Here is a 19,226-nt window from a genome sequence, read left to right on the forward strand (position 1 = left end):
ACAGATTTCAATATCTGTCAGACAAACTTTGCGAGATGACAGCTATGCGGCCTGGATGGGCCCATCGGGGTCGCTGGCCCGGGTTCTGGATGGCGCGCAACAACGTTCCGTGAGCAGCCGGGCGATCCGCCGGTCCGTGCCTATGTCTCCTACGGTTACCCCGGGAGAGGCTGCCATGGACCGGCCGATGACCTTCAAGGAGATCGCCAAGATCACCGCGGGCGCGGTGGTCTCGCTCGTCATCGTCGGGTGGCTGATGGTTCTCGCGATCGCATTCCTGACGGTGCTCTGAGGCCGCCTCACGGCACCGGAACCGGGTGCCGGAATCGAAAGGGGCCGCCTCACGCAGCGGCCCCTTTGCCGGGAAAATGGCTTGGGGATGAAATCTAGCCCCGGTTATCCACAGACTACACGGTTCAGGGAGTTGAGGAATTCCGGTTGACTACTGTCCACCCCGCTGACCGATTATTGGCGATCCCTATTTTTATGCCATTCGCCGGGTACACGCCCCCCTATCGCTGCTCGTCCTTGGGCGGCATCCGGGGCGGCGGCAGCGGCGTGAAGACCGACCCTTGCGCGCCGGCCGGCGGCGGCACGAAGGTCCCGGTCGTGGAATCGCCGCCTGATGTCTCCACGATCGTCTTCGGAGTGATGTACTCCCGGACGAAATCCATGATGGTGCCGTCGCCGCCGCCGAAATCCGCCGCCCGCCCGCCCTGCGGATGCCCGGCCTTGATCTCGTTGTCGGCGGTGTGGGTCTGATCGGCCAACGCGTCGCTGTAGGGAATCCGGAAGGCGCGCGGCACCGCGCTCGGCCGGTTGTCTTCATCGAGCTCCTCAACCCAGAGATAGATCGAGCCCGGATCGCCCTCCAGCGAATGCGGCTCCACGATCCGCGTCGAGAGCAACTTGAAATTCGCCGGCAGCTTCTCCGCGGAGGCCCAGCCGAGCAGCCCGCGCATGCCGCCGAAGCTGACGAAATAGAACGCGCTGGTGACGACGATGACGACAGCCTTCAGCGACCAGTGCAGCCGTGCATAGACCAGCACGATCAGCAGCAGCGCACCGACCATCGCGTAGGCCACCGCGAGCGTGAGGATCACTGATTGCAGGCTAATCATTGCGGAGCACCCTGACGCCGGATTTCGGGACGCCGGTGTTCGGATCGAGGTCGGCGCCGTTGCGCCAGCTGCTGCGGAAGGTCTCGAGCAGCGATTTCGGCCGCCGGTCGACGTTGATCACCTTGCCCTCGGCATCGAGACGAAACCTGACCGCAGTCTTCTCGTCGCCGGTATGATCGACGGTCAGCTTGTCGTCGAAGATCACCTGCGCGGTCGGGTTAAGTTTCTGCACCTTCACATTGGCCTGTACCGGCTCGCCGGTCGTCGCCTGGAAATGCGAGACGTTGACGGTGTATTCGCCGGCGACGACGCCGCGCAAGGTGACGATCTCCTCGCGGATCGGGGACGCGATCTTCTTGCCGTTGACGACGATGAAGTCGTTGGCGCCGCCGCGATCGTCGCGATCGAGCGTCAGGAAGCCGGCCTCGCGATGCCGGTACCAGGCGATGTTGCCGGCCGGGTCCTGCACGAACAGGTCGAGATCGTCGGGATGGTTGTCCGGCCAGTCCATCGTGATGATGAACTCCGCCTTGGAGTCGATCTTGCCTTCCTTGGAGTCCGGCGACACCGAAAGCAGCGCGAGGAAGAACAGGAACGCGATCACCTGCAGCGCCTTGAACAGCATGACGCCGAGCGGATCGAACGGCTCCTCGCGCGGATAGAGCCCGAACTCATCCATCATGACGGCGTACCGAGGCGGCGCTCCAGCGCCGGGGTGACATGCGTCTCGGTCAGCACGACGGCATCGGAGAACACCCGCTGGGTCGCGGAATCCAGCATGTAGTACTGGATCCGGACCAGGATCGATCCGATCAGTCCCGCCAGCGTCGTGTACATCGCGACCGCCATGCCGTCGCTCATCAGGCCCATCGACGATTTCATCGCGACCTTGTCGGCGGCATCGAGGGAGGCGATCGGCGCCAGCATGATGATGAAGCCGATGATGGTGCCGAGCAGGCCGAGCTTCATCAGCGTGTCGGAGACGAAGGCGCCAAATCCGTTCGAGCCGCGCAGGCGATCCGCCAGCGTCCGCAGCAGCAGGGTCTGGTCGATGCGGCCTTTGGCTTGCGCATCGGCCTTTTGCACCAGGCTCTTGATGTGATCGGTGACGAGGCCACCGGGCAGGCCGCGCGCATCTGACGCCAGCACCTTGGCGCCGTCGGGCGCGGCGAGGATGGCGCGGCAGCCGCGCGCAACCTCCCCTTCCCGCGCAATCGCCCGCGTCCGCCAGAAGCAATGGATGCAGGTGACGATGTACAGCACCGCGATGACGCTGGAGATGTAGGTGCGGTCGGAATTGACCATGAGGCGCATCAGCCCGTAGCGCCACAGCAGGAAGGCGGCGAACACTGAAAGGCCGGTGAAGATCATCCAGAGCAGCAGAACGCTACGCTCCGCCGCATCCGTGCCGGCCGATGCGGCGGCGGCGCCGACCTTGGCATTCATGCTGCGCGAGCTCCCTGTGGCGATTGTTCCATGAGGCTCCGCGGCGGCCTCGCCTGCAGTTAGAGCAGAGCCGGCGTGTGTCGTCCAAAGACATCTGCCCAAGTTTCGTCGGGCAAATTTCCCGACCTGCATGGCTGGGCATGCTTGCACTTGCCGGGAACAGGGTTGCTGTTACGCTTCGCCCCTCTTTCTGGATCATGCCCCGGCTGTGGAGTGATCGCATGCGCCTCGTGCTTCAACTGGTCGCCCGCCTGCTTGTCATCGTCGCGCTGTGCCTCGGCGCGGCCACCGGCTGGGCCACGATCGATGCCTATCGCAGCGTCGATCGCGCCACGTCGGCGTCCGCCGAGCGGGTCTCGCAGGCGCTTGAAGCATTGTACTGGCGCGAATTGCTGCTGCGCAGCAACCGGATGCGCGAGCAACTGCTGCCGGCGCCGGACTGGCGCACCATCGAAACCATGGGACTGATCGCGCCGGGGATCTGCGTGCAGTTCGAACCGGCCGGCGCCTTCGAGAAGCCGCTCTGCGGCCAGAGCAAGGGCATCGGCAAGGCGCCGCCGCGCTGGTTCGCGGCTACCGTGCAGACGGTGCTCGGCGATCACGCCACCGTCGAGCGGCCGATCAGCGCCCGCGCCGCGACCGCTGGAACCGTCCGCGCCATCTCCGATCCGGACGCCGCGATCGCGCTCGCCTGGCACCACATCCTGGACAACATCCATGTCGCGCTGCTGATGGCGCTCGCCATCGCGCTGCTCGCCTCGCTCGCGATCGCGCATACGCTGGCGCCCGCCCACTCGATCGTGTCAGCGCTGCGGCGCATGGCCGAAGGCGAGTACCGCACGCCGCTGCCGCGCGTCCGCTCGATGGATCTCGCGATGATCGGACGCGCCGTCGGCGATCTCGGCGACCGCCTCGCGCAGGCCGAGGAGGAGCGCACGATGCTGACGCGGCGGCTGCTCGAGATCCGCAGCGACGAACGCCGCGTGCTGGCCCGCGAGCTGCACGACGAGTTCGGCCAGAATCTCACCGCGATCCTCGCCTTCGCCACCACGATCGAGGCAAGCGCCGGCGACAAATACGCCGCCGGCACCGAAATTGCGCAGGATGCGCGGATGATCTCGCAGGCCACGCGCCGCATCGTCGCCTGCCTACGCGATACGCTGAACCGCCTGCGCCACCCGCCGGCCGAGGAGCTCGGGCTGGAGGCGAGCCTGGTCGATCTCGTCGACAGCTGCCGATCGCGCACGACGCAGCCGATGATCCAGCTCGATATGCAGGGCGACCTCGCCGACATCAGCGGCACGGTCGCCGCGACCGCCTATCGTATCGCGCAGGAATGCCTGACCAATGCGCTGCGCCACAGCTCAGCGCGCGAGATCGTGCTGCGGATCGAGCGGCGCACCGGAGCCGAGAACGCGCTCTTGGTGCGCGTCGAGGACGACGGCGGCGGCGATGCCGCCAAGGTGGCGCAGTCGGCGGGCTTCGGCCTTACTGGCGTCAGCGAGCGCGTCGCCGCACTCGGCGGTTCGCTGTCGATCGCGCGGGCCAGCCGCGGCCTCTCGGTCGCCGCCACGATTCCGCTTGCTGCCTGAGATGACGACCGCGAAGACGATGGCCGCGAAGACAACGAACGTGAACAGTCGCAGCATCTCGATTCTCCTGGTGGACGATCATCCTGTCGTCCGCCAGGGCTACCGGCGCGTGCTCGAGCATCAGGACGATTTCAGCGTGGTCGCCGAGGCCGACAACGCCGCCAATGCCTATCGCGCCTTCAAGTCGCACCAGCCCGATGTGGTGGTGATGGACATCTCGATGCCCGGCGCGAGCGGACTGGAAGCGATCCGCAACATTCGCGCGCGCGATGCCGACGCCCGCATCCTGGTGTTCAGCATGCACAGCGAGGCCGCCCAGGTGAAGGCGGCATTCGGCGCCGGCGCCTCTGGCTTCGTCACCAAGGGCAGCGAGCCGGCCGAGCTGATCGCGGCGATCCGCTCGGTGGCGCGCGGCGAACATGCCATGAGCGACGACGTCGCCCGGGTGCTCGCGCTGGAGAGCCTGGCGCCGTCCAAATCGGCGCTCGACCAGCTCGGCGAGCGGGAGATCGAGATTCTCCGGCAGTTCGCGGCAGGCCACACCAAGGAACAGATCGCTGTAAACCTCAACCTCAGCACCAAGACCGTGCAGAACTACCACTATCTGATCAAGGCCAAGACCGGCATGCGGACCGATGCCCAGCTGGTCCGCCTGGCCGTCGAATGCGGGCTGGCGAATTTGTAGCCGCTTGGTAGCCCGGGTGAGCGCGGCTACGGCCACTACGCCGGCTATTTTGGCCGGTTTTCCGCACTATATTCCCTGTGCGTGGTCCCGCCCCGCTCGATTCGGAGCTCTCGATGATCCCCCGTTATACCCGCCCGGAAATGGCTTCCATCTGGGAACCGCAGACGCGTTTCAGGATCTGGTTCGAGATCGAGGCGCATGCCGCCGACGCGCTGGCCGAGCTCGGCGTGATCCCCAAGGAAGCCGCCAGGACGATCTGGGCCAAGGGCAAGGACGCCACCTTCGACGTCGCGCGGATCGACGAGATCGAGCGTGAGACCAGGCACGACGTCATCGCCTTCCTGACCCATCTCGCCGAGATCGTCGGCCCCGAGGCGCGCTTCGTGCACCAGGGCATGACCTCCTCCGACGTGCTCGACACCTGCCTTAACGTCCAGCTCAAGCGCGCCGCCGACCTCTTGATCGCCGATCTCGACCGGGTGCTGGCGGCGCTGAAGACCCGCGCCTTCGAGCACAGGATGACGCCGACCATCGGCCGCTCCCACGGCATCCATGCCGAGCCGGTCACCTTCGGCCTCAAGCTCGCCTATGCCCATGCCGAGTTCGCGCGCGCCCGCGCCCGCGCCCGCCTGGTCGCCGCGCGCGACGAGATTTCGACCTGCGCGATCTCCGGCTCGGTCGGCACCTTCGCCCAGATCGACCCGCGGGTCGAAGAGCACGTTGCGAAAGCGATGGGCCTGCGGCCGGAGCCGGTCTCGACGCAGGTGATCCCGCGCGACCGCCACGCGATGTATTTCGCCACCCTCGGCGTGATCGCCGCCTCGGTCGAGCGGCTCGCGGTCGAGGTGCGCCATTTGCAGCGCACCGAGGTGCTGGAAGCGGAGGAGTTCTTCTCCGAGGGCCAGAAGGGCTCGTCGTCGATGCCGCACAAGCGCAATCCGGTGCTGTCGGAGAACCTCTCCGGCCTGGCGCGCATGGTGCGCGCCTATGTGACGCCGGCGCTGGAGAACGTCGTGCTGTGGCACGAGCGCGACATCTCGCACTCCTCGGCCGAGCGCATGATGGCCCCCGACGCCACCGTGACGCTCGACTTCGCGCTGGTCCGGCTCGCCGGCCTGATCGAGAAGCTCGTGGTCTATCCGCAGAACATGCAGAAGAACCTCGACCGGCTCGGCGGCCTGGTGCATTCGCAGCGCGTCCTGATCGCGTTGACCCAGAAGGGCGCCAGCCGCGAGGACGCCTACAAATTCGTGCAGCGCAACGCGATGCCGGTTTGGCGCGGCGAAGGCGACTTCCAGACGCTGCTGAAGAATGACCCCGACGTGAAGAAATACCTGACGGACGCCGAGATCGAGGAGAAGTTCGACCTCGATTATCACCTCAAGCACGTCGACACGATCTTCCAGCGGGTGTTCGGCGAAGCGTGAGGATCTGCCTGCGTCATTCCGGGGCACGCGCACCGCGCGAAATCCGGAATCTCGCGCCGCAACCTCTGGATTCCACAGTTCGCAGTTGCGAATAGCGGCTCGAATCGCCCCGGAATGACGGTCGCTTTCGCGTGACAAGCCGGCGGGTTACGCTACGCTGACCCGCCCTACACGGTTCACTACAAAGCTCACAAGAAACGGACGCTCCCATGCCCATCGTCAATCGCGTTGCCGCCCTCTCGGATGAAATGGCCGCCTGGCGCCATGACTTCCACGAGAACCCCGAACTGCTCTACGAGGTGCACCGCACCGCCGGCATTGTCGCCGAGAAGCTGCGCGAGTTCGGCTGCGACGAGGTGGTGACGGGAATCGGGCGCACCGGCGTGGTCGGCGTGATCCGCGGCCGCAAATCCGGTTCGGGCAAGACCATAGGGCTACGCGCCGACATGGACGCGCTGCCGATCGCCGAGGCCTCGGGCGTCGCCTATGCCTCGAAGGTCCCCGGCAAGATGCACGCGTGCGGCCATGACGGCCACACCGCGATGCTCTTGGGCGCCGCGAAATACCTCACCGAGACGCGCAATTTCGACGGCACCGCGGTCGTGATCTTCCAGCCTGCCGAGGAAGGCGGCGCCGGCGGCAAGGCGATGGTCGACGACGGGCTGATGACCCGCTGGGGCATCCAGGAGGTCTATGGCCTCCACAACATGCCCGGCCTGCCCGAGGGCTATTTCGCGACCACACCGGGCCCGATGCTGGCCTCGTCGGACACCTTGAAGATCGTCGTCCACGGCAAGGGCGGCCACGCCGGCGCGGCCCCGCACGAAGCGGTCGACAGCGTGCTGATCGGCGCCCAGATCATCAATGCGCTGCAATCGATCGTGTCGCGCAATGTCGATCCGCTGAAATCGGCTGTGATCTCGATCACCATGTTCGAGGCCGGCGCCGCGTTCAACGTGATCCCGGAGACCGTCACGCTTGGCGGCACCGTGCGCACGCTGGATCCCGGTGTGCGCGATCTGGTCGAGCGCCGGATCGGCGAAGTCGCCTCCAACATTGCCAAGGCCTATGGCGGCTCTGCCGAGACCGACTATGGCCGCATGTATCCGGTGACGCTGAACCACGCCCGCGAGGCCGGCATCGCCGCCGAGGTCGCACGCGATGTGGCCGGCGCCGAGCGCGTCAACGACAATCTGGTGCCGGTCATGGGCGCCGAGGATTTCGCGTTCATGCTGGAGGCGCGCCCCGGCGCGTTCGTCTTCCTCGGCATGGGCGACGGCCCGATGTGCCACCACCCGGCCTACAAGTTCAACGACAACATCCTCGGCCACGGCGCGTCCTACTGGGTACGCCTAGTCGAGAAGCAGATGCCGGCGGGTTAGCACCGCTAGAGCTTCGGTTCTGACAGGATCAGAACCGAAGCTCTAGGTTGTTGTTTTGACGCGTTTTCTTCACGCGAACCGGTGTCCACTTCGCTCGAAAACGCTCTAGTGCAATCGATGAACGGCCCGGCCGCGATCCGTCGCGGCCGGGCCATTCACATCAACGCGGCTGCTGTTGCGTGGTGCAGTGAATGCCGCCGCCGCCGGCAGCGATGCCGTCGATGTTGAGCTGGATGATCTCCCGGTCGGCAAACAGGTCGCGCAGGATATCGTGCGCGTTGCGGTCCGCGGTCGCGTCGCCGAACTCGGGCGCGATCACGGCGCCGTTGCAGACATAGAAATTGATGTAGCCGGCGGCGAAGTCCTTGCTGCCGTGCTTTGGACGCACCGTCGACGGCCCCTCCAGCACCACGACATCCAGACGGCGGCCCTTCGCATCGACAGCACCGCGCAGGATATCGAGGTGTCGCCTGGTCACCGCATGATCGAACGACGACGGATCTAGTTCCAGGCCAGCCACGACAACGCCGGGACCGGCAAAGCGCGCGTAGAAGTCGGTATGTCCGTCGGTGATGTCCTTGCCGGCGATGCCGGGCAGCCAGATGATCTTTTCCAGCCCGAGCAGGCGAGACAGTTCGGCCTCGCACTTGTCCTTCGACACACCCGGATTGCGATTTGGGTTGAGGACGCAGCTCTCGGTGATGATGGCTGTCCCCTCGCCGTCGACTTCGATCCCGCCGCCTTCCAGCACGAGGCCCGCCTTGATGAACGTCGCCTTCGCGGCTGTGGCGACATGCGCGGCGACCTCGGCATCGAGCGCGTGGCGTTGCTTGTTGCCCCAGCCGTTGAAGTTGAGACCGACGGCGCCAAGCTGTCCCGACGGGTCCCTCACGAACAACGGTCCGGTGTCGCGCATCCACACGTCGTCGACCGGTTGCACGACCAGGCTGACCGCGGGACCGCACAGCCGCGCGGCAATCTCGCGGTCCTCCTCGCGCACCAGCATGTTGACGCGTTCATAGGCCGCGATCGCCTTGGCAATGTTGGCAAGATTTTCCCGCGCCACCGGAAGCAGCTTGCCGCCCCAGATCGCGGCGCTGGCGCCGAACGCCATCCAGGTCGCGGCATGCGGCGCGCCCTCGTCCGGCATCCGCCAGTTCACATTGTCCCGCGCAAGATCGTCCACGAGCGTCCTGGCCGCGATGGCCCTCCCGGATTGACCGCCAGACTAGCGCCGGCGCCGGTGCGATGCCATCACCTGGCAGTCAAGACTCGGCAGTCATCCGCTCGTCCTCGGCGTCGCCGCCCGCGCCGCCTCTTGGGCGCCGTCGACCTCGCCCGCCCCCATCATACGCGCCGCGACCCGGTCGCGCTTGACGAAATGATGGAAGGCGACCGCGGCGAGGTGCAGCACGATCAGCGCGAGCAAGACGTAGGCGAAGAAGATGTGGCGATCTTCATAGGCATCCGCCGCCGCCTTGTCGGGCGAGGTGATCTGGGGAATGTGGAACAGGCCGAAGAAGCTCGAATAGTCCTGGGCACGGGATCCGGAATGCGCCCAGCCCAGCATCGCGACCAGGATGGTGACGGTATAGAGCGCGCCATGGCTGACGCGGGCGGCGATCCGCTGCCAGGAGGGCATGTCGGCCGGCAGCGCCGGGGTCGGGTTGACGCTGCGCCAGAGCAGCCGCAGCACGGTCAGCAGCAGCACCATGTAGCCGATATCGGCATGGATCGACCGGTAGAAGAACTTGTCCGCCCGTGCCGGGAAGTGGTTCATCCACCAGCCATAGGCCAGCATGCCGATGATGGTGATGCCCAGCACCCAGTGGAACGCACGGGCGAGCGAGCCCCAGCTCGCGGTGGTATTGCGGATCATGGTCGAATGGCCCCGTTTGGATTTCGCACGTCGCAGCAATAGTTTGCCGTGATACTTGCAGGGATAGGTCAAGGCCATATGAAATTCCCGCCTTCACCGCCTTTTGTCGGCCCCAGTGGCCGGATAGCCAAAAACAACTGAATGGTAACCCTGCCTCGGATAGACTTTTCACCGTGTCCACTCCCCCGACCATCCTCATCTTCGATTCCGGCCTCGGCGGCCTCACCGTGCTGCGCGAGATCGTCCGCGCCCGGCCCGACGCCCACTATGTCTATGTCGCCGACGACGCCTTCTTCCCCTATGGCCACCACACCGAGGACGAGATCATCGCCCGGGTGGTGCCGCTGGTCGGCGAGCTGATCGAGGCCCACGCGCCCGACCTCGTCGTGATCGCCTGCAACACGGCGTCCACCCTTGTCATGTCGCATCTGCGCGACGCCTACCGCCTGCCCTTCGTCGGCACGGTGCCGGCAATCAAGCCGGCCTGCGCCTCGTCGAAAACCAGGCGCGTCTCGGTGCTCGGCACCAGAGGCACCGTGAAACGGGAATATACCCGCAAGCTGATCTCGGATTTTGCGCAGGGCTGTGAGGTGACGCTGGTCGGTTCCGGTGAGCTGGCTTCGCTTGCCGAGGCCGCCCTGAGCGGCCAGATCGTGCGCGACGAGGACATTGCCGCCGAACTGGCCCCCTGCTTCGTCGGCGATGGCGCCAATAACCTGGCCCGCACCGATACCGTCGTGCTGGCCTGCACGCATTATCCGCTGCTGCTGGAACGCCTCACCAGGCTGGCGCCGTGGCCGGTCGACTGGATCGATCCGGCGCCCGCGATCGCCCGCCGCGTCGCCGATTTGCTCGGCCCGGCCGGCACGGAGAGCGATGAGGCTGGTGCCGAGATGATCTTCACCTCGAAGCGCCCGCATGCGCTCACTGACGCGCTGACGCCGTTCTTCGGCGGCCGCGTCCCGGCCTGATCCTTTTCGCCGTCACGACCCGCTGCTAGCCTCTGCCCTCGTTCGAGGGAGGACCGCATTTGACCACAGCCCCGCTGACGCCGCTCAATCGCCTGCGCCAGGCTTGGCGCGACAAGCGCCCGACCTTCGGCGCGATCGCGACCATTCCGAGCATTCAGACCGTGCAGATCATGGCGCAGTCCCTGGACTGGATCATCGTCGATCTCGAGCACGGCCCGATCGATCTGGGCACCGCGCATGCGATGATCGTGGCCACTTCGGGCACGCCGTGCGTTCCGATGGTCCGGATCGCGGCCAACGAGCCGCATCTCGCCAAGGCACCGATGGACATCGGCGCGCTCGGCATCAACTTTCCGATGATCTGCAACCGCGGCGACGCCGAGAAGGCCGCGCGCAGCGTGCGCTATCCACCGAACGGCGACCGGCTCTGGGGCCCGTTCCATGCGCCGTTCCGCTGGGGCGTCTCGATGAACGACTACATGGCGACCGCCGACGACGACATGATCTGCATGATCACGATCGAACATGTCGATGCCGTCAATCGCATCGACGAGATCATGGCGACACCGGGCATCGACCTCGCGGTGATCGGGCCCGGCGATCTCGCCACCTCGATCAACAAGCGCGGCTTTCCTGACGATCCCGAAGTGATCGCGCTGATGCAGCGCGCCGAAGAAGGCATCATGAAGAGCGGCGTGCCGATCGGCGGCGTCGCGCGCACTGCCGAGCAGGCCAATGCGATGATCGAGCGCGGCTACCTTGCACTCGCGCTCGGCTTCGACTGGTCGCTGTTCCAGCGCGGCATCGCCGCCTCATTCGCCGGGATCAAGCGGTAGCGTCTTTTTTCTTGAGCATGATCTTTTCGGAAAACCGCTACACACTTTTCCGGATCATGCTCTAGATCGTCGCGAGATAAAGGCTCGGATCGAAATATTGCGTGGCTGGCGTCGCGGCCGCGACCGGGGCTTCAGTGATGAAGAAATCGCTGACCTGCTGCAGCCATCTGGCGACGGTGCCGTCGGCATAGAGCCGCTTCCACTCCCGCGACGAGAACATCTTCTGCGCCGCCAGCGCCTCCTCGATATCGGCGATCGACGCCCGCGGATAATGGTTCTTCTGCAACGCACCGGCCGCGGCCTTGCTGTTGCGCAGCATGTGGTCGTTGGCGTCGGCCCAGCCGCGGATGACCCGGGCGAAGACGTCGCGGTTGGCGGCGAAATAGTCCTGCCGGGTGACCCAGCCGCCGACGACGGCGGATTGCGGATAGTAGGCGGATGCGTCCACCAGCTTGATGGCGCCAGGCAGCTTTTCGCGCACCGTGATATTGAACGGCACCCACAGCGCGACGGCGGGCACCTCGCCAGCGATGAACGCGTCCACCGCCGCGGACATGTTGCTGTTGGCGATCTCGACATCGGTCGGCGCGAGGCCGTTGGCGCGCAGCGCACGATCGAGGAAGATGTGGGCCGTGGTCATCCTGGCGGTCGCGATGCGCTTGCCGCGAAGGTCGGCGAATGTCGTCACGCCCTTGTCCGGCCGCACCCAGAGCTGCGCGGTCGCGATCTCGATATCGTTGACAAGGAACGCGGTGTAACCGCCACGCGGCAGCAGACTCGAGATGACGCCACCGGCCGACAGCACGTCGAGCTTGCCGGCGGCGATCGCCTGCACCACCTCGAAGCCGGTGTTGAACTCGACCAGATCAAGATCGATGCCTTCCTTGTCGAACGAGCCGCGGTCAAGGCCGGTGAGAATTTGGCCGTCGACGGCGACGACATGGAGATAGCCAAGCCGCAGCCGGGCACGGTCTCGCGCGATTGCGGGTGCGACGACCGCCGCGGCGCTGAGCGCCGCGCCGATGGTTCCGCCGAGGATACGTCGCCGGCTGATCTTGCGGGGCAGCACGCAGGCCTCGGTCGGCATCTCAGTGCACCGGATGATCGAGCAGCGGTTGCTGAACGGCATCGCGCAGCCGTTCGGCATGGTATTGCGCGACACCGTCTCCGGGATATTCGGCCAGGAAGTCGGCAATGTGCAGCAGCGCCGTGGCGGGTTCCCCGCCGCGGATCGCAGCGTAGACGGCCTCCCAGAATGCGCAGAACGCCAGCTCGGAATCGCCGCGCGCGCCGCAGAGCTCATAGACCGTGATCGCCTCGGCAAAGCCCTTCGGCCGGATCTGGTCGACGCTGCGGAACGCGAATTTGTGCTCGGCGCGCGCCCGCACGGCCGCGCTGACCAGGACTTGCGTGCCGTAGTTCTTGTTGAGGCCTTCGAGCCGCGAGGCCAGATTGATGGTGGCACCGAGCGCGGTGTAGTTCATGCGGTCGGCGGAGCCGACATTGCCGACCACGGCGTCACCGAGATGCAGGCCGAACCGCGTGGTGAAGGCCGGCCAGCCCTCGCTGCGGAACGCCCGGTTGAGCTCGGCGTTGCGCTGCAGGCAGTCCAGCACCGCCTCGCAGGCATGAATGACGTGATCGTCGTCGTCGTCCGGCGCATTCCACAGTGCCATCACCGCATCGCCGATGAATTTGTCGATGGTGCCGTGGTGCTTCATGATTGCCTCCGACATCGCGGCGAAATAGCGCGAGGTGAAGATCATGACCTGCGACGGATCCGCTTTCTCCGTCTTCGCGGTGAAATCGGCGACGTCGGTGAACAGCACCGTGACTTCGCGCCTGACGCCGCCGAGCTGCAACGAGGCCCCGGACGCCATCAGCTGACGGACGATCGGCTGCGGAATGAAACTGGAGAAATTGCGCACGACGGTGCGCATCGTGAACACCGAACGGCCGAGCTCGTCGATCTCGTCGATCGCCGATTGCATGCGCGGCCGGTCGGCGAGCTGAAAGCGCTGGATCTCGTCGGTCTGCCGCGCCAGTTCGCGCAGCGACCGGGCAAGCAGCGAGCCGAGCCAGAACGCGAACGGCAGCATCGCGATCACAAATCCGAGCGCGATGGCGAACAGTGCGCGCCGCTCCGAGATGATCTTGGCAAAGAATTCGTCGAGCGGGGCGATCACCGCGAGGCGGATGTTGGCCGCCCCGGCGGTCTCGATGCGGTGAAAGGCTGCAACCAGCGTCCGCCCGTCGCCGTCGGTGAAGAACTGCTGGGCGCTGCCATCGCTGCGCCAGGACGCAATCGCCGCAGACAGGCCGGGAAGCTTGAGGGCCTCGATCCGGGGCAGCGCGTCACGGCGCTCCGCCATCAGATCGCGCATCTCGGGATGACCGACGATGCGGTCGGCATCGTTGAACAGGAAGGCCAGTCCGGATTTGCCGAGCTTCTGCCGGCTCAGCATCTCCTCGAGGCGATTGAGCAGGAGATCGGCAGCCACCACCCCGCGGCGGCCCTCCCTCAGCGGGATGCGCAGCGTGTAGCCGGGCTCGCCGGTCGCATAGAACACATAGGGCCCGGTGAGCAGCGTCTTGCGATCCTTGAAGGCCTCGACATACCAGGGACGCTGCCGCGGGTCGTAGCTGTCAGGTCCTGCGACTTGCGCGACCTGAATCAAATTTTCCGACAGGAACAGCGTCACCGGCGCCGCCGCGGCCGCCCCTGTGCGCGCGATCACGACCACGCGGTAGACCGCGTCGGCGTCGACATTCAACGCCGTGCGGAATTGCGGCTTGGCGCGATCGATGACGTCCATCTCGAGGAACGAGCCGTCTTCGTATCCGACATAGAGATTGAAGATCTGCGGATTGTTGCGCAGCATCGAGGCCAGCAGGCCGTAGAGCCTGGTGTTGTCGGCGATATCGGCCTCCTGGATCGCCGGCAGCCCCGCCAAAATCTCGAGATTGTCGCGCACATTCTTGAACTGCGCGTCGATGCGGTCGGCACCGAGTTGCCCGACCTTGTCGATGAACGTGCTAGCCGCCATCTGCGTGATCGAGGAGACCCGCCTGAAGCTGAGATAGACCAGCGTCAGCCCGACCACCAGCACCGCGGCGATGAACACCGTGATGATGGAAGTGCGGAAGCCGATCCGAACCGGCCGCCGGCCGGTCGCGCGCGCATCACTCATCGGGTCTGTCGTTCGCCTCCTTCAAAGCGTTTTCGAGCGAAGTGGGCACCGGTTCGCGTGAAGAAAACGCGTCAAACAAAAGGTAGAGCTTCGGTTCGATCAGAACCGAAGCTCTAATACTTGCGTACGATCGGCTTTGCCGGCGCCGTCTGTGGCGCGGCGGTCGAGAGCTGGAACGTGACCCAGGCCGTCCATCCCTCCGCGCGGTTCTCGGCGGCGAAATCCTTGTAGCCGCGGACGTTCAGATAGCCCTGATAGCCCTCGCCGACCGGAAAGATGAATCCGACCTGCGGTCCGATCCCGGCGACGCGTCCCTTGAAATCGCCGAGCTTGGCGCCAGCCCCGCTATCGCCGGTGAGCTGCTGGAAATAGTAGCCGGCAACACCGACATGGACGTTCTTCTCGATGAACTTCGAAAGTCCCCAGTCGACGTGGAAGTCGATGCCGTTCTGGTACTGCAGATCCTTGTTCATTCCATTGTAGGTGACGCCGGCCAGCACCGAGAACTCCTGGCCGGATTCCGGATTGAGATAAGTATAGGCGCCGCCGACGTCGATCGCGACGAATCCGAAGCTGAGATTGGCGAGACGGGTGCTGTCATAGGTCCCGCTCGGGATGTTGCCAAAGATATAGAACATCTCGTTGTTGACACCCTGATTCCATTTCAGGGTGCCCTGGTAGAAGACGTCAGAGACCGTGGTGCGGTTGTCGGTTGCGACGCCCGAGAGCGTGTTGCCGCGCGGGCCGGTCAGCGTCGCGTCAACGCCGACACCGATATTTCCCGGCGCAGTCAGGAAGGTCACCGCCGCCTGCCCGCCAAGCACGGACTGCGCCCAGGTATAGGTGAAGCCTTCGATCAGCACGTCCGCATGGGCGTTAAGCCCGGCGACGACGGATCCCGGCACGCGGTTGCCGATGACGAAATTCTTGCTCGCGTTGGCGCTTTGATCGAGGTGAATGTAGATCGTCTCATACGCCCAGCCGGGCATCGCCGGCGCCGCCGTCAGGCTGGCGAACGCGCCGGGCAGCCAGAAGCTCAGCCCACCGGCATCGGCCAACGCCGTGCGCGGCACGGCCGACAGCGCGAGCGTGCCGATGATACCGAGTAAAGCGCGCCTGTGAAGTTTGAGCACCGTGATCTGAACCTCCCCACCTCGTTCAAGACACCGTAACGGATTCGCGTGCACCTCAGTTCACCGCCTGCGCCTCCGGGAATTTCCACTTTCCGTTCAGGATATCCGGGCGCGGCCGATAGAGCCGGACCGTGTAGTTCCAGCCCTTCATGGTCGGCAGGCAATTCGGAATCTTGCCGTCGCAGCCACCGAACTGGATCGCGATCGAGCCATCGGCCGATTTCTTCGCCGTGATGTTGTTCAGCGCATATGCGTCGTAGGGATTCTTCTCGAAATAACCCTTCGCGTCGTAGACGCTGATCGACCAGAACGCGTCGACGGGAACATCCTTGACGGTCAGCCTGTAGACCGTGGCGCCGTCGTTCTTCGCCGGCGTGATGCTGAGGTAGGACGCGTCCTTATCGGGATTGCCGCCCCAGCCGGCGGCGGTGCCGATCAGATGCCGCACCGGGTCGACCTGCCCTTTGGGCCCGAACGCATGGGCGAAGCCGCCGGTATAGTCATTCAACGCCAGCAGCGCGTCGCGAATATTCTTCTGGCTGACCTGATCCCAGTTCGGCAGCTCAAGCTTGCCTTGTGCCTTCTGGTCGACCTTGATCGCATCCTGCAACGCATGAACCTGTGCGAGGTCGTTCGGGTCGTTCGGATCGACCAGCGTGCGAATCCCGGCCACCGCGTAGCGCGTGCCGACATTCTGGCGCGTCAAGGTGCGTTTACCGGCGCCGTAATACACCGCGGGCACGTAGTGATCCTCGTTGATCACCTGCAGCGACATGAAGCGTTTGCCGGCGTCCGGCATCATGATCGTCACGGGACCAGCGTCGAGGTCGAACACGCCGGATGTATAGAGCGTATCGCGATTGAGCCGGATGACCGACTGCTTGTCGATGCTTGCCGGCTCGCGTCGGTGGCTGAGCTTGCCAAGGCCGGCGTCCTTGGCAAGGTTGTTGATGAAGAGATCGGACTCCGCACGGGCGAAGTTGTCGACGGTGACCGGCACGGCGCCGCCCGCGGCCGGCGCTGCGCCGACCGTGGCATCCGCCACCCGCTGCAGCAGCGGCCGCTTCCATTTGCCATTGAAGGCTTCGGCCTTCGGCCAGTACAGCCGAAGCGCCATCAGGAACGGACCATTCGGCGCCGGCAGCCAGTTCGCCTCCTTGTCCGCGCCGGGCGACTCGCGCTGGACATAAAGCGTCAGGCCGCCGTCCGCATTCCTCCTCAGGTTCGGCAGCATCGGCGAGTTGATGAGGTAGCGATGCAGCGGGTTGGCGACGAGGTAGCGCTGCGGCAGGTCGTACATGGTCAGCGACCAGAACGCATTGACCGGCGGCAACTGGCCGGGCGCAAACGTCATGGTATAGCGGCCGGCGGTGCCGTCGAGGTGCTCGCCCGCGGCGTCGATGACGTAGCCGGGATAGATCGCCTCCTCTTTCGAATTGCCGTAGATGCCGTCGACAGCGCCGATCATGCGCTTGAGGTAGTCGTTCTTCAGGAACGCACGGGTTCCGAACACATCGGCGCTCGTCATCTCGCCGGTCGCCATCTTCTTGTCGGCCGCCGCATACTGCTTCCACGCATCGGCCATGCCGTCCTGCACCGCCTGGCGGATGTCGGGCGCCAGCTGATCGGCATTGAAGGGCTTGCCGGCCGCGACGCCGAGCTTTGCGAAACGTGCCCGCAATGCGCTCTCCGTGGGATTCACCGGACAGAACTGCAGGACAAAATTGAGGACGTTGAAGAACTCGGGTGAATTCTTCTGCTGCTGCGGCGTCAACGGCTTGACGAAGTCGATCGCCGGCGCCGCGGCAGGCGCAGGCTTGCCGAGGAATTGCGAAAGCGGCTGCAGTTTGTAGCCGGCCTGGACTTTCTTCACATTGTCGATGTCCTCAGGACCGAACAGCTGCGTCCGGTACAGCACGAATGCGAAATCCGTCTCGGACCGCAGCACGCCGCTGATGCCCTTCGGCGTCTCGCCCTTCCAACCAGGTCCCGCGAGCAAGTAACTTCCCGGGCCGTTGCCGGTGGCGCGGCTGCCGACATAAGCGAAGTTGAACGTATACTGGTCGATGAACTGCAGCGAATAGTAGCGGCGCTTCTCCACCGCTGGCACCGTGAACACCAGCGGCTCGGCGCGCAAATCCGCACCGACATAGGAATACGGCGTGTCCGAGTTGGGGGTCTGGATCGCCTTGTCGTCCGGCGTATAGACGCGCGCGTTGTTGTACAGCGTATTCGCGGGCGCCTTGTATTCCGGTCCGGCACGATCGACGAAATAGGAATATTGAACGCGATAGTTGTCTACCAGCGGAAAGCCGTAGACATAGGCATCGCGCGCGATCGCCCGCGCCTCTTCCGGCGTCGTCTGCGCCGAAGCCGACGCGAGGGTCGACATCATGACGAGCGCGGCAAGTGCGATTTCCTTCATCATGGCTACTCGCATTGGATCACCTCAAAACGGATTGACGTTGTTCGGCCGCTCATGGCTTCGGCTCCTTCGCGGCGCCCGTTGTGATCAGGGGCGGGAAAGATCTCCTGCCAGTCCTGCTTCATGTCGACCACGGTCCAGCCGCCGGCTGCGGCCGCGTCGAGCGCCTTGTCGAGCTTGCCGATCTTCGATTGCCGGTCGTATGCGTATTCGCGCGCGGCATCGGTGTGATGCACGACGCCGGCAAAGCGCGCGCCCTCACCCGCGGCGGTCCATTGCAGCATCTGCAGATCGCCATCCGAATTGCCGAAAGCGAAGATCGGGCGGCGGCCGATGAAGCGGTTGATCCCGACGGGCTTGCCCAGACCGTCATCGATGAACTCCACTTTGGCCGCCTTCATCAGCTCGGGCTTGCCGTCGGCGCCGATCTGGAACGTGACCACGCCCGAAGAGCCGACCACCTGCTCCGGCGGGATGCCGTAGACCCGCTCCATCCAGGGCCGCATGAACTCGACGCCGCCGCCGGAGACGACGAAAGTCTTGAAGCCGTTGGCGCGCAAATAGGCGAGCAGCTCCAGCATGGGCTGATAGACCAGGCTGTCGTAAGGCCGGTTGAAGCGCGGATGCCTTGCCGTCGCGAGCCAGTCGCGGACGGATTGCGCGAAGGCTTCCGTGGTCATGCCGGCATGCGTGGCCGCCATGATCTGCAGCAGTCCCTTCTCTCCGGTCGCCGCAAGCGCGCTGGTGTCCCTCTCCAGCGACGCCTTGAACGGCTGCTGCGTCCTCCACTCGGGATGATCCGGCGCCATCGCCCGGACACGGTCGAGCGCGAAGGCGAGCTGGAAATAGAACGGCTGCTCGGTCCATAGCGTGGCGTCGTTATCGAACGTGGCGATGCGCGCGGCGGGCGGTACGAAGTCCGCACCGCCTTGCGTCGTTACGCGTGCGACGAAACTGGTGATCGCTTGCTTCGCCGCGCCGTCGTTCCAGGACGGCAGCGGATCGCGCTGCGCCAGCGCCTCGCGGTACTCAATAGCGCCGCAGCCAACCGCGAGCAGCGTCACGAGGGCTACGAGCCGGGCAAAGCGGGCGAGCAAGGACATGATCTCGTCGAATCTCCCGTAGAGAGCCACCCGGC

Annotated in this window: 16 protein-coding genes and 1 pseudogene; 6 read left to right on the forward strand and 11 right to left on the reverse strand. The window is 65.2% G+C overall.

Annotation, left to right across the window (positions count from 1 at the left end; all coding sequences use genetic code 11):
• Positions 1 to 512: 512 nt before the first annotated feature.
• From ACE103_RS26675 to ACE103_RS26685, 3 genes are read right to left on the reverse strand one after another with little or no spacing between them, the layout of a single operon-like run.
• Entirely contained in the window at positions 513 to 1,121 is a 609-nt protein-coding gene (locus ACE103_RS26675; RefSeq protein WP_375775500.1) for a hypothetical protein, read from the reverse strand.
• Positions 1,114 to 1,803 (reverse strand): hypothetical protein, encoded by a 690-nt coding sequence (locus ACE103_RS26680; protein ID WP_223976185.1) that lies wholly within the window; start codon positions 1,801 to 1,803, stop codon positions 1,114 to 1,116. Before ACE103_RS26680 ends, ACE103_RS26675 begins: the two co-directional genes overlap by 8 nt.
• Positions 1,800 to 2,567 carry a MotA/TolQ/ExbB proton channel family protein gene (locus ACE103_RS26685; RefSeq protein ID WP_375775501.1) on the reverse strand — a complete coding sequence of 256 codons (768 nt, stop codon included), beginning with the start codon at positions 2,565 to 2,567 and terminating at the stop codon, positions 1,800 to 1,802. Before ACE103_RS26685 ends, ACE103_RS26680 begins: the two co-directional genes overlap by 4 nt.
• A gap of 221 nt (positions 2,568 to 2,788) precedes the next feature.
• Here ACE103_RS26685 and ACE103_RS26690 point away from each other — a divergent pair, with 221 nt between their 5' ends.
• The 4 genes from ACE103_RS26690 (at position 2,789) to ACE103_RS26705 (ending at position 7,653) form a co-directional block, all read left to right on the forward strand.
• Positions 2,789 to 4,159, forward strand: a complete 1,371-nt coding sequence (locus ACE103_RS26690) for a sensor histidine kinase (RefSeq protein ID WP_375775502.1) — start codon at positions 2,789 to 2,791, stop codon at positions 4,157 to 4,159.
• Between the two features lie 40 nt (positions 4,160 to 4,199).
• On the forward strand, positions 4,200 to 4,844 hold the full coding sequence (locus ACE103_RS26695) for a response regulator (RefSeq protein ID WP_375775503.1): 645 nt from the start codon (positions 4,200 to 4,202) through the stop codon (positions 4,842 to 4,844).
• A 113-nt stretch (positions 4,845 to 4,957) separates the two neighbouring features.
• The gene (purB, locus tag ACE103_RS26700; protein ID WP_375775504.1) at positions 4,958 to 6,271 is read left to right on the forward strand and encodes an adenylosuccinate lyase; all 1,314 of its coding nucleotides are present in this window, start codon (positions 4,958 to 4,960) and stop codon (positions 6,269 to 6,271) included.
• A gap of 209 nt (positions 6,272 to 6,480) precedes the next feature.
• A complete protein-coding gene (locus ACE103_RS26705; RefSeq protein ID WP_223976178.1) occupies positions 6,481 to 7,653 on the forward strand; it encodes a M20 aminoacylase family protein in 1,173 nt (390 codons plus the stop codon).
• 160 nt (positions 7,654 to 7,813) lie between these two features.
• Here the strand turns inward: ACE103_RS26705 and ACE103_RS26710 are convergent, their stop codons facing one another.
• Entirely contained in the window at positions 7,814 to 8,839 is a 1,026-nt protein-coding gene (locus ACE103_RS26710; protein ID WP_375775505.1) for an agmatine/peptidylarginine deiminase, read from the reverse strand.
• A 93-nt stretch (positions 8,840 to 8,932) separates the two neighbouring features.
• Entirely contained in the window at positions 8,933 to 9,532 is a 600-nt protein-coding gene (locus ACE103_RS26715; RefSeq protein WP_375781185.1) for a cytochrome b, read from the reverse strand.
• A 173-nt stretch (positions 9,533 to 9,705) separates the two neighbouring features.
• Here ACE103_RS26715 and murI point away from each other — a divergent pair, with 173 nt between their 5' ends.
• Together murI and ACE103_RS26725 are read left to right on the forward strand one after the other, a co-directional pair.
• Positions 9,706 to 10,503 (forward strand): glutamate racemase, encoded by a 798-nt coding sequence (gene murI, locus ACE103_RS26720; RefSeq protein ID WP_375775506.1) that lies wholly within the window; start codon positions 9,706 to 9,708, stop codon positions 10,501 to 10,503.
• Between the two features lie 59 nt (positions 10,504 to 10,562).
• The gene (locus ACE103_RS26725; RefSeq protein WP_375775507.1) at positions 10,563 to 11,339 is read left to right on the forward strand and encodes an HpcH/HpaI aldolase/citrate lyase family protein; all 777 of its coding nucleotides are present in this window, start codon (positions 10,563 to 10,565) and stop codon (positions 11,337 to 11,339) included.
• A 61-nt stretch (positions 11,340 to 11,400) separates the two neighbouring features.
• On the opposite strand, the gene ACE103_RS26730 is transcribed toward ACE103_RS26725, so the two are convergent.
• The 6 genes and pseudogenes from ACE103_RS26730 to ACE103_RS26755 all read right to left on the reverse strand — a co-directional run bounded on the left by ACE103_RS26730 (position 11,401) and on the right by ACE103_RS26755 (position 19,191).
• On the reverse strand, positions 11,401 to 12,501 hold the full coding sequence (locus ACE103_RS26730) for an ABC transporter substrate-binding protein (protein WP_375775508.1): 1,101 nt from the start codon (positions 12,499 to 12,501) through the stop codon (positions 11,401 to 11,403).
• The gene (locus tag ACE103_RS26735; protein ID WP_375775509.1) at positions 12,428 to 14,530 is read right to left on the reverse strand and encodes an adenylate/guanylate cyclase domain-containing protein; all 2,103 of its coding nucleotides are present in this window, start codon (positions 14,528 to 14,530) and stop codon (positions 12,428 to 12,430) included. The genes ACE103_RS26730 and ACE103_RS26735 overlap by 74 nt, the downstream gene beginning before the upstream one ends.
• A 113-nt stretch (positions 14,531 to 14,643) precedes the next feature.
• On the reverse strand, positions 14,644 to 15,663 hold the full coding sequence (locus ACE103_RS26740) for a transporter (RefSeq protein ID WP_375775510.1): 1,020 nt from the start codon (positions 15,661 to 15,663) through the stop codon (positions 14,644 to 14,646).
• 55 nt (positions 15,664 to 15,718) lie between these two features.
• Entirely contained in the window at positions 15,719 to 16,717 is a 999-nt protein-coding gene (locus ACE103_RS26745; RefSeq protein WP_375781186.1) for a DUF1254 domain-containing protein, read from the reverse strand.
• Positions 16,703 to 18,103, reverse strand: a pseudogene (locus tag ACE103_RS26750) (DUF1254 domain-containing protein); the annotation flags it as partial. The gene ACE103_RS26745 and the pseudogene ACE103_RS26750, both read right to left, overlap by 15 nt.
• Positions 18,094 to 19,191, reverse strand: coding sequence for an HAD family hydrolase (locus tag ACE103_RS26755; RefSeq protein ID WP_375775511.1), 1,098 nt, complete (start codon positions 19,189 to 19,191; stop codon positions 18,094 to 18,096). The pseudogene ACE103_RS26750 and the gene ACE103_RS26755, both read right to left, overlap by 10 nt.
• Positions 19,192 to 19,226 lie beyond the last annotated feature (35 nt).

It is taken from the genome of Bradyrhizobium sp. ma5, assembly GCF_042258955.1.
Classification (GTDB): Bacteria; Pseudomonadota; Alphaproteobacteria; order Rhizobiales; family Xanthobacteraceae; genus Bradyrhizobium.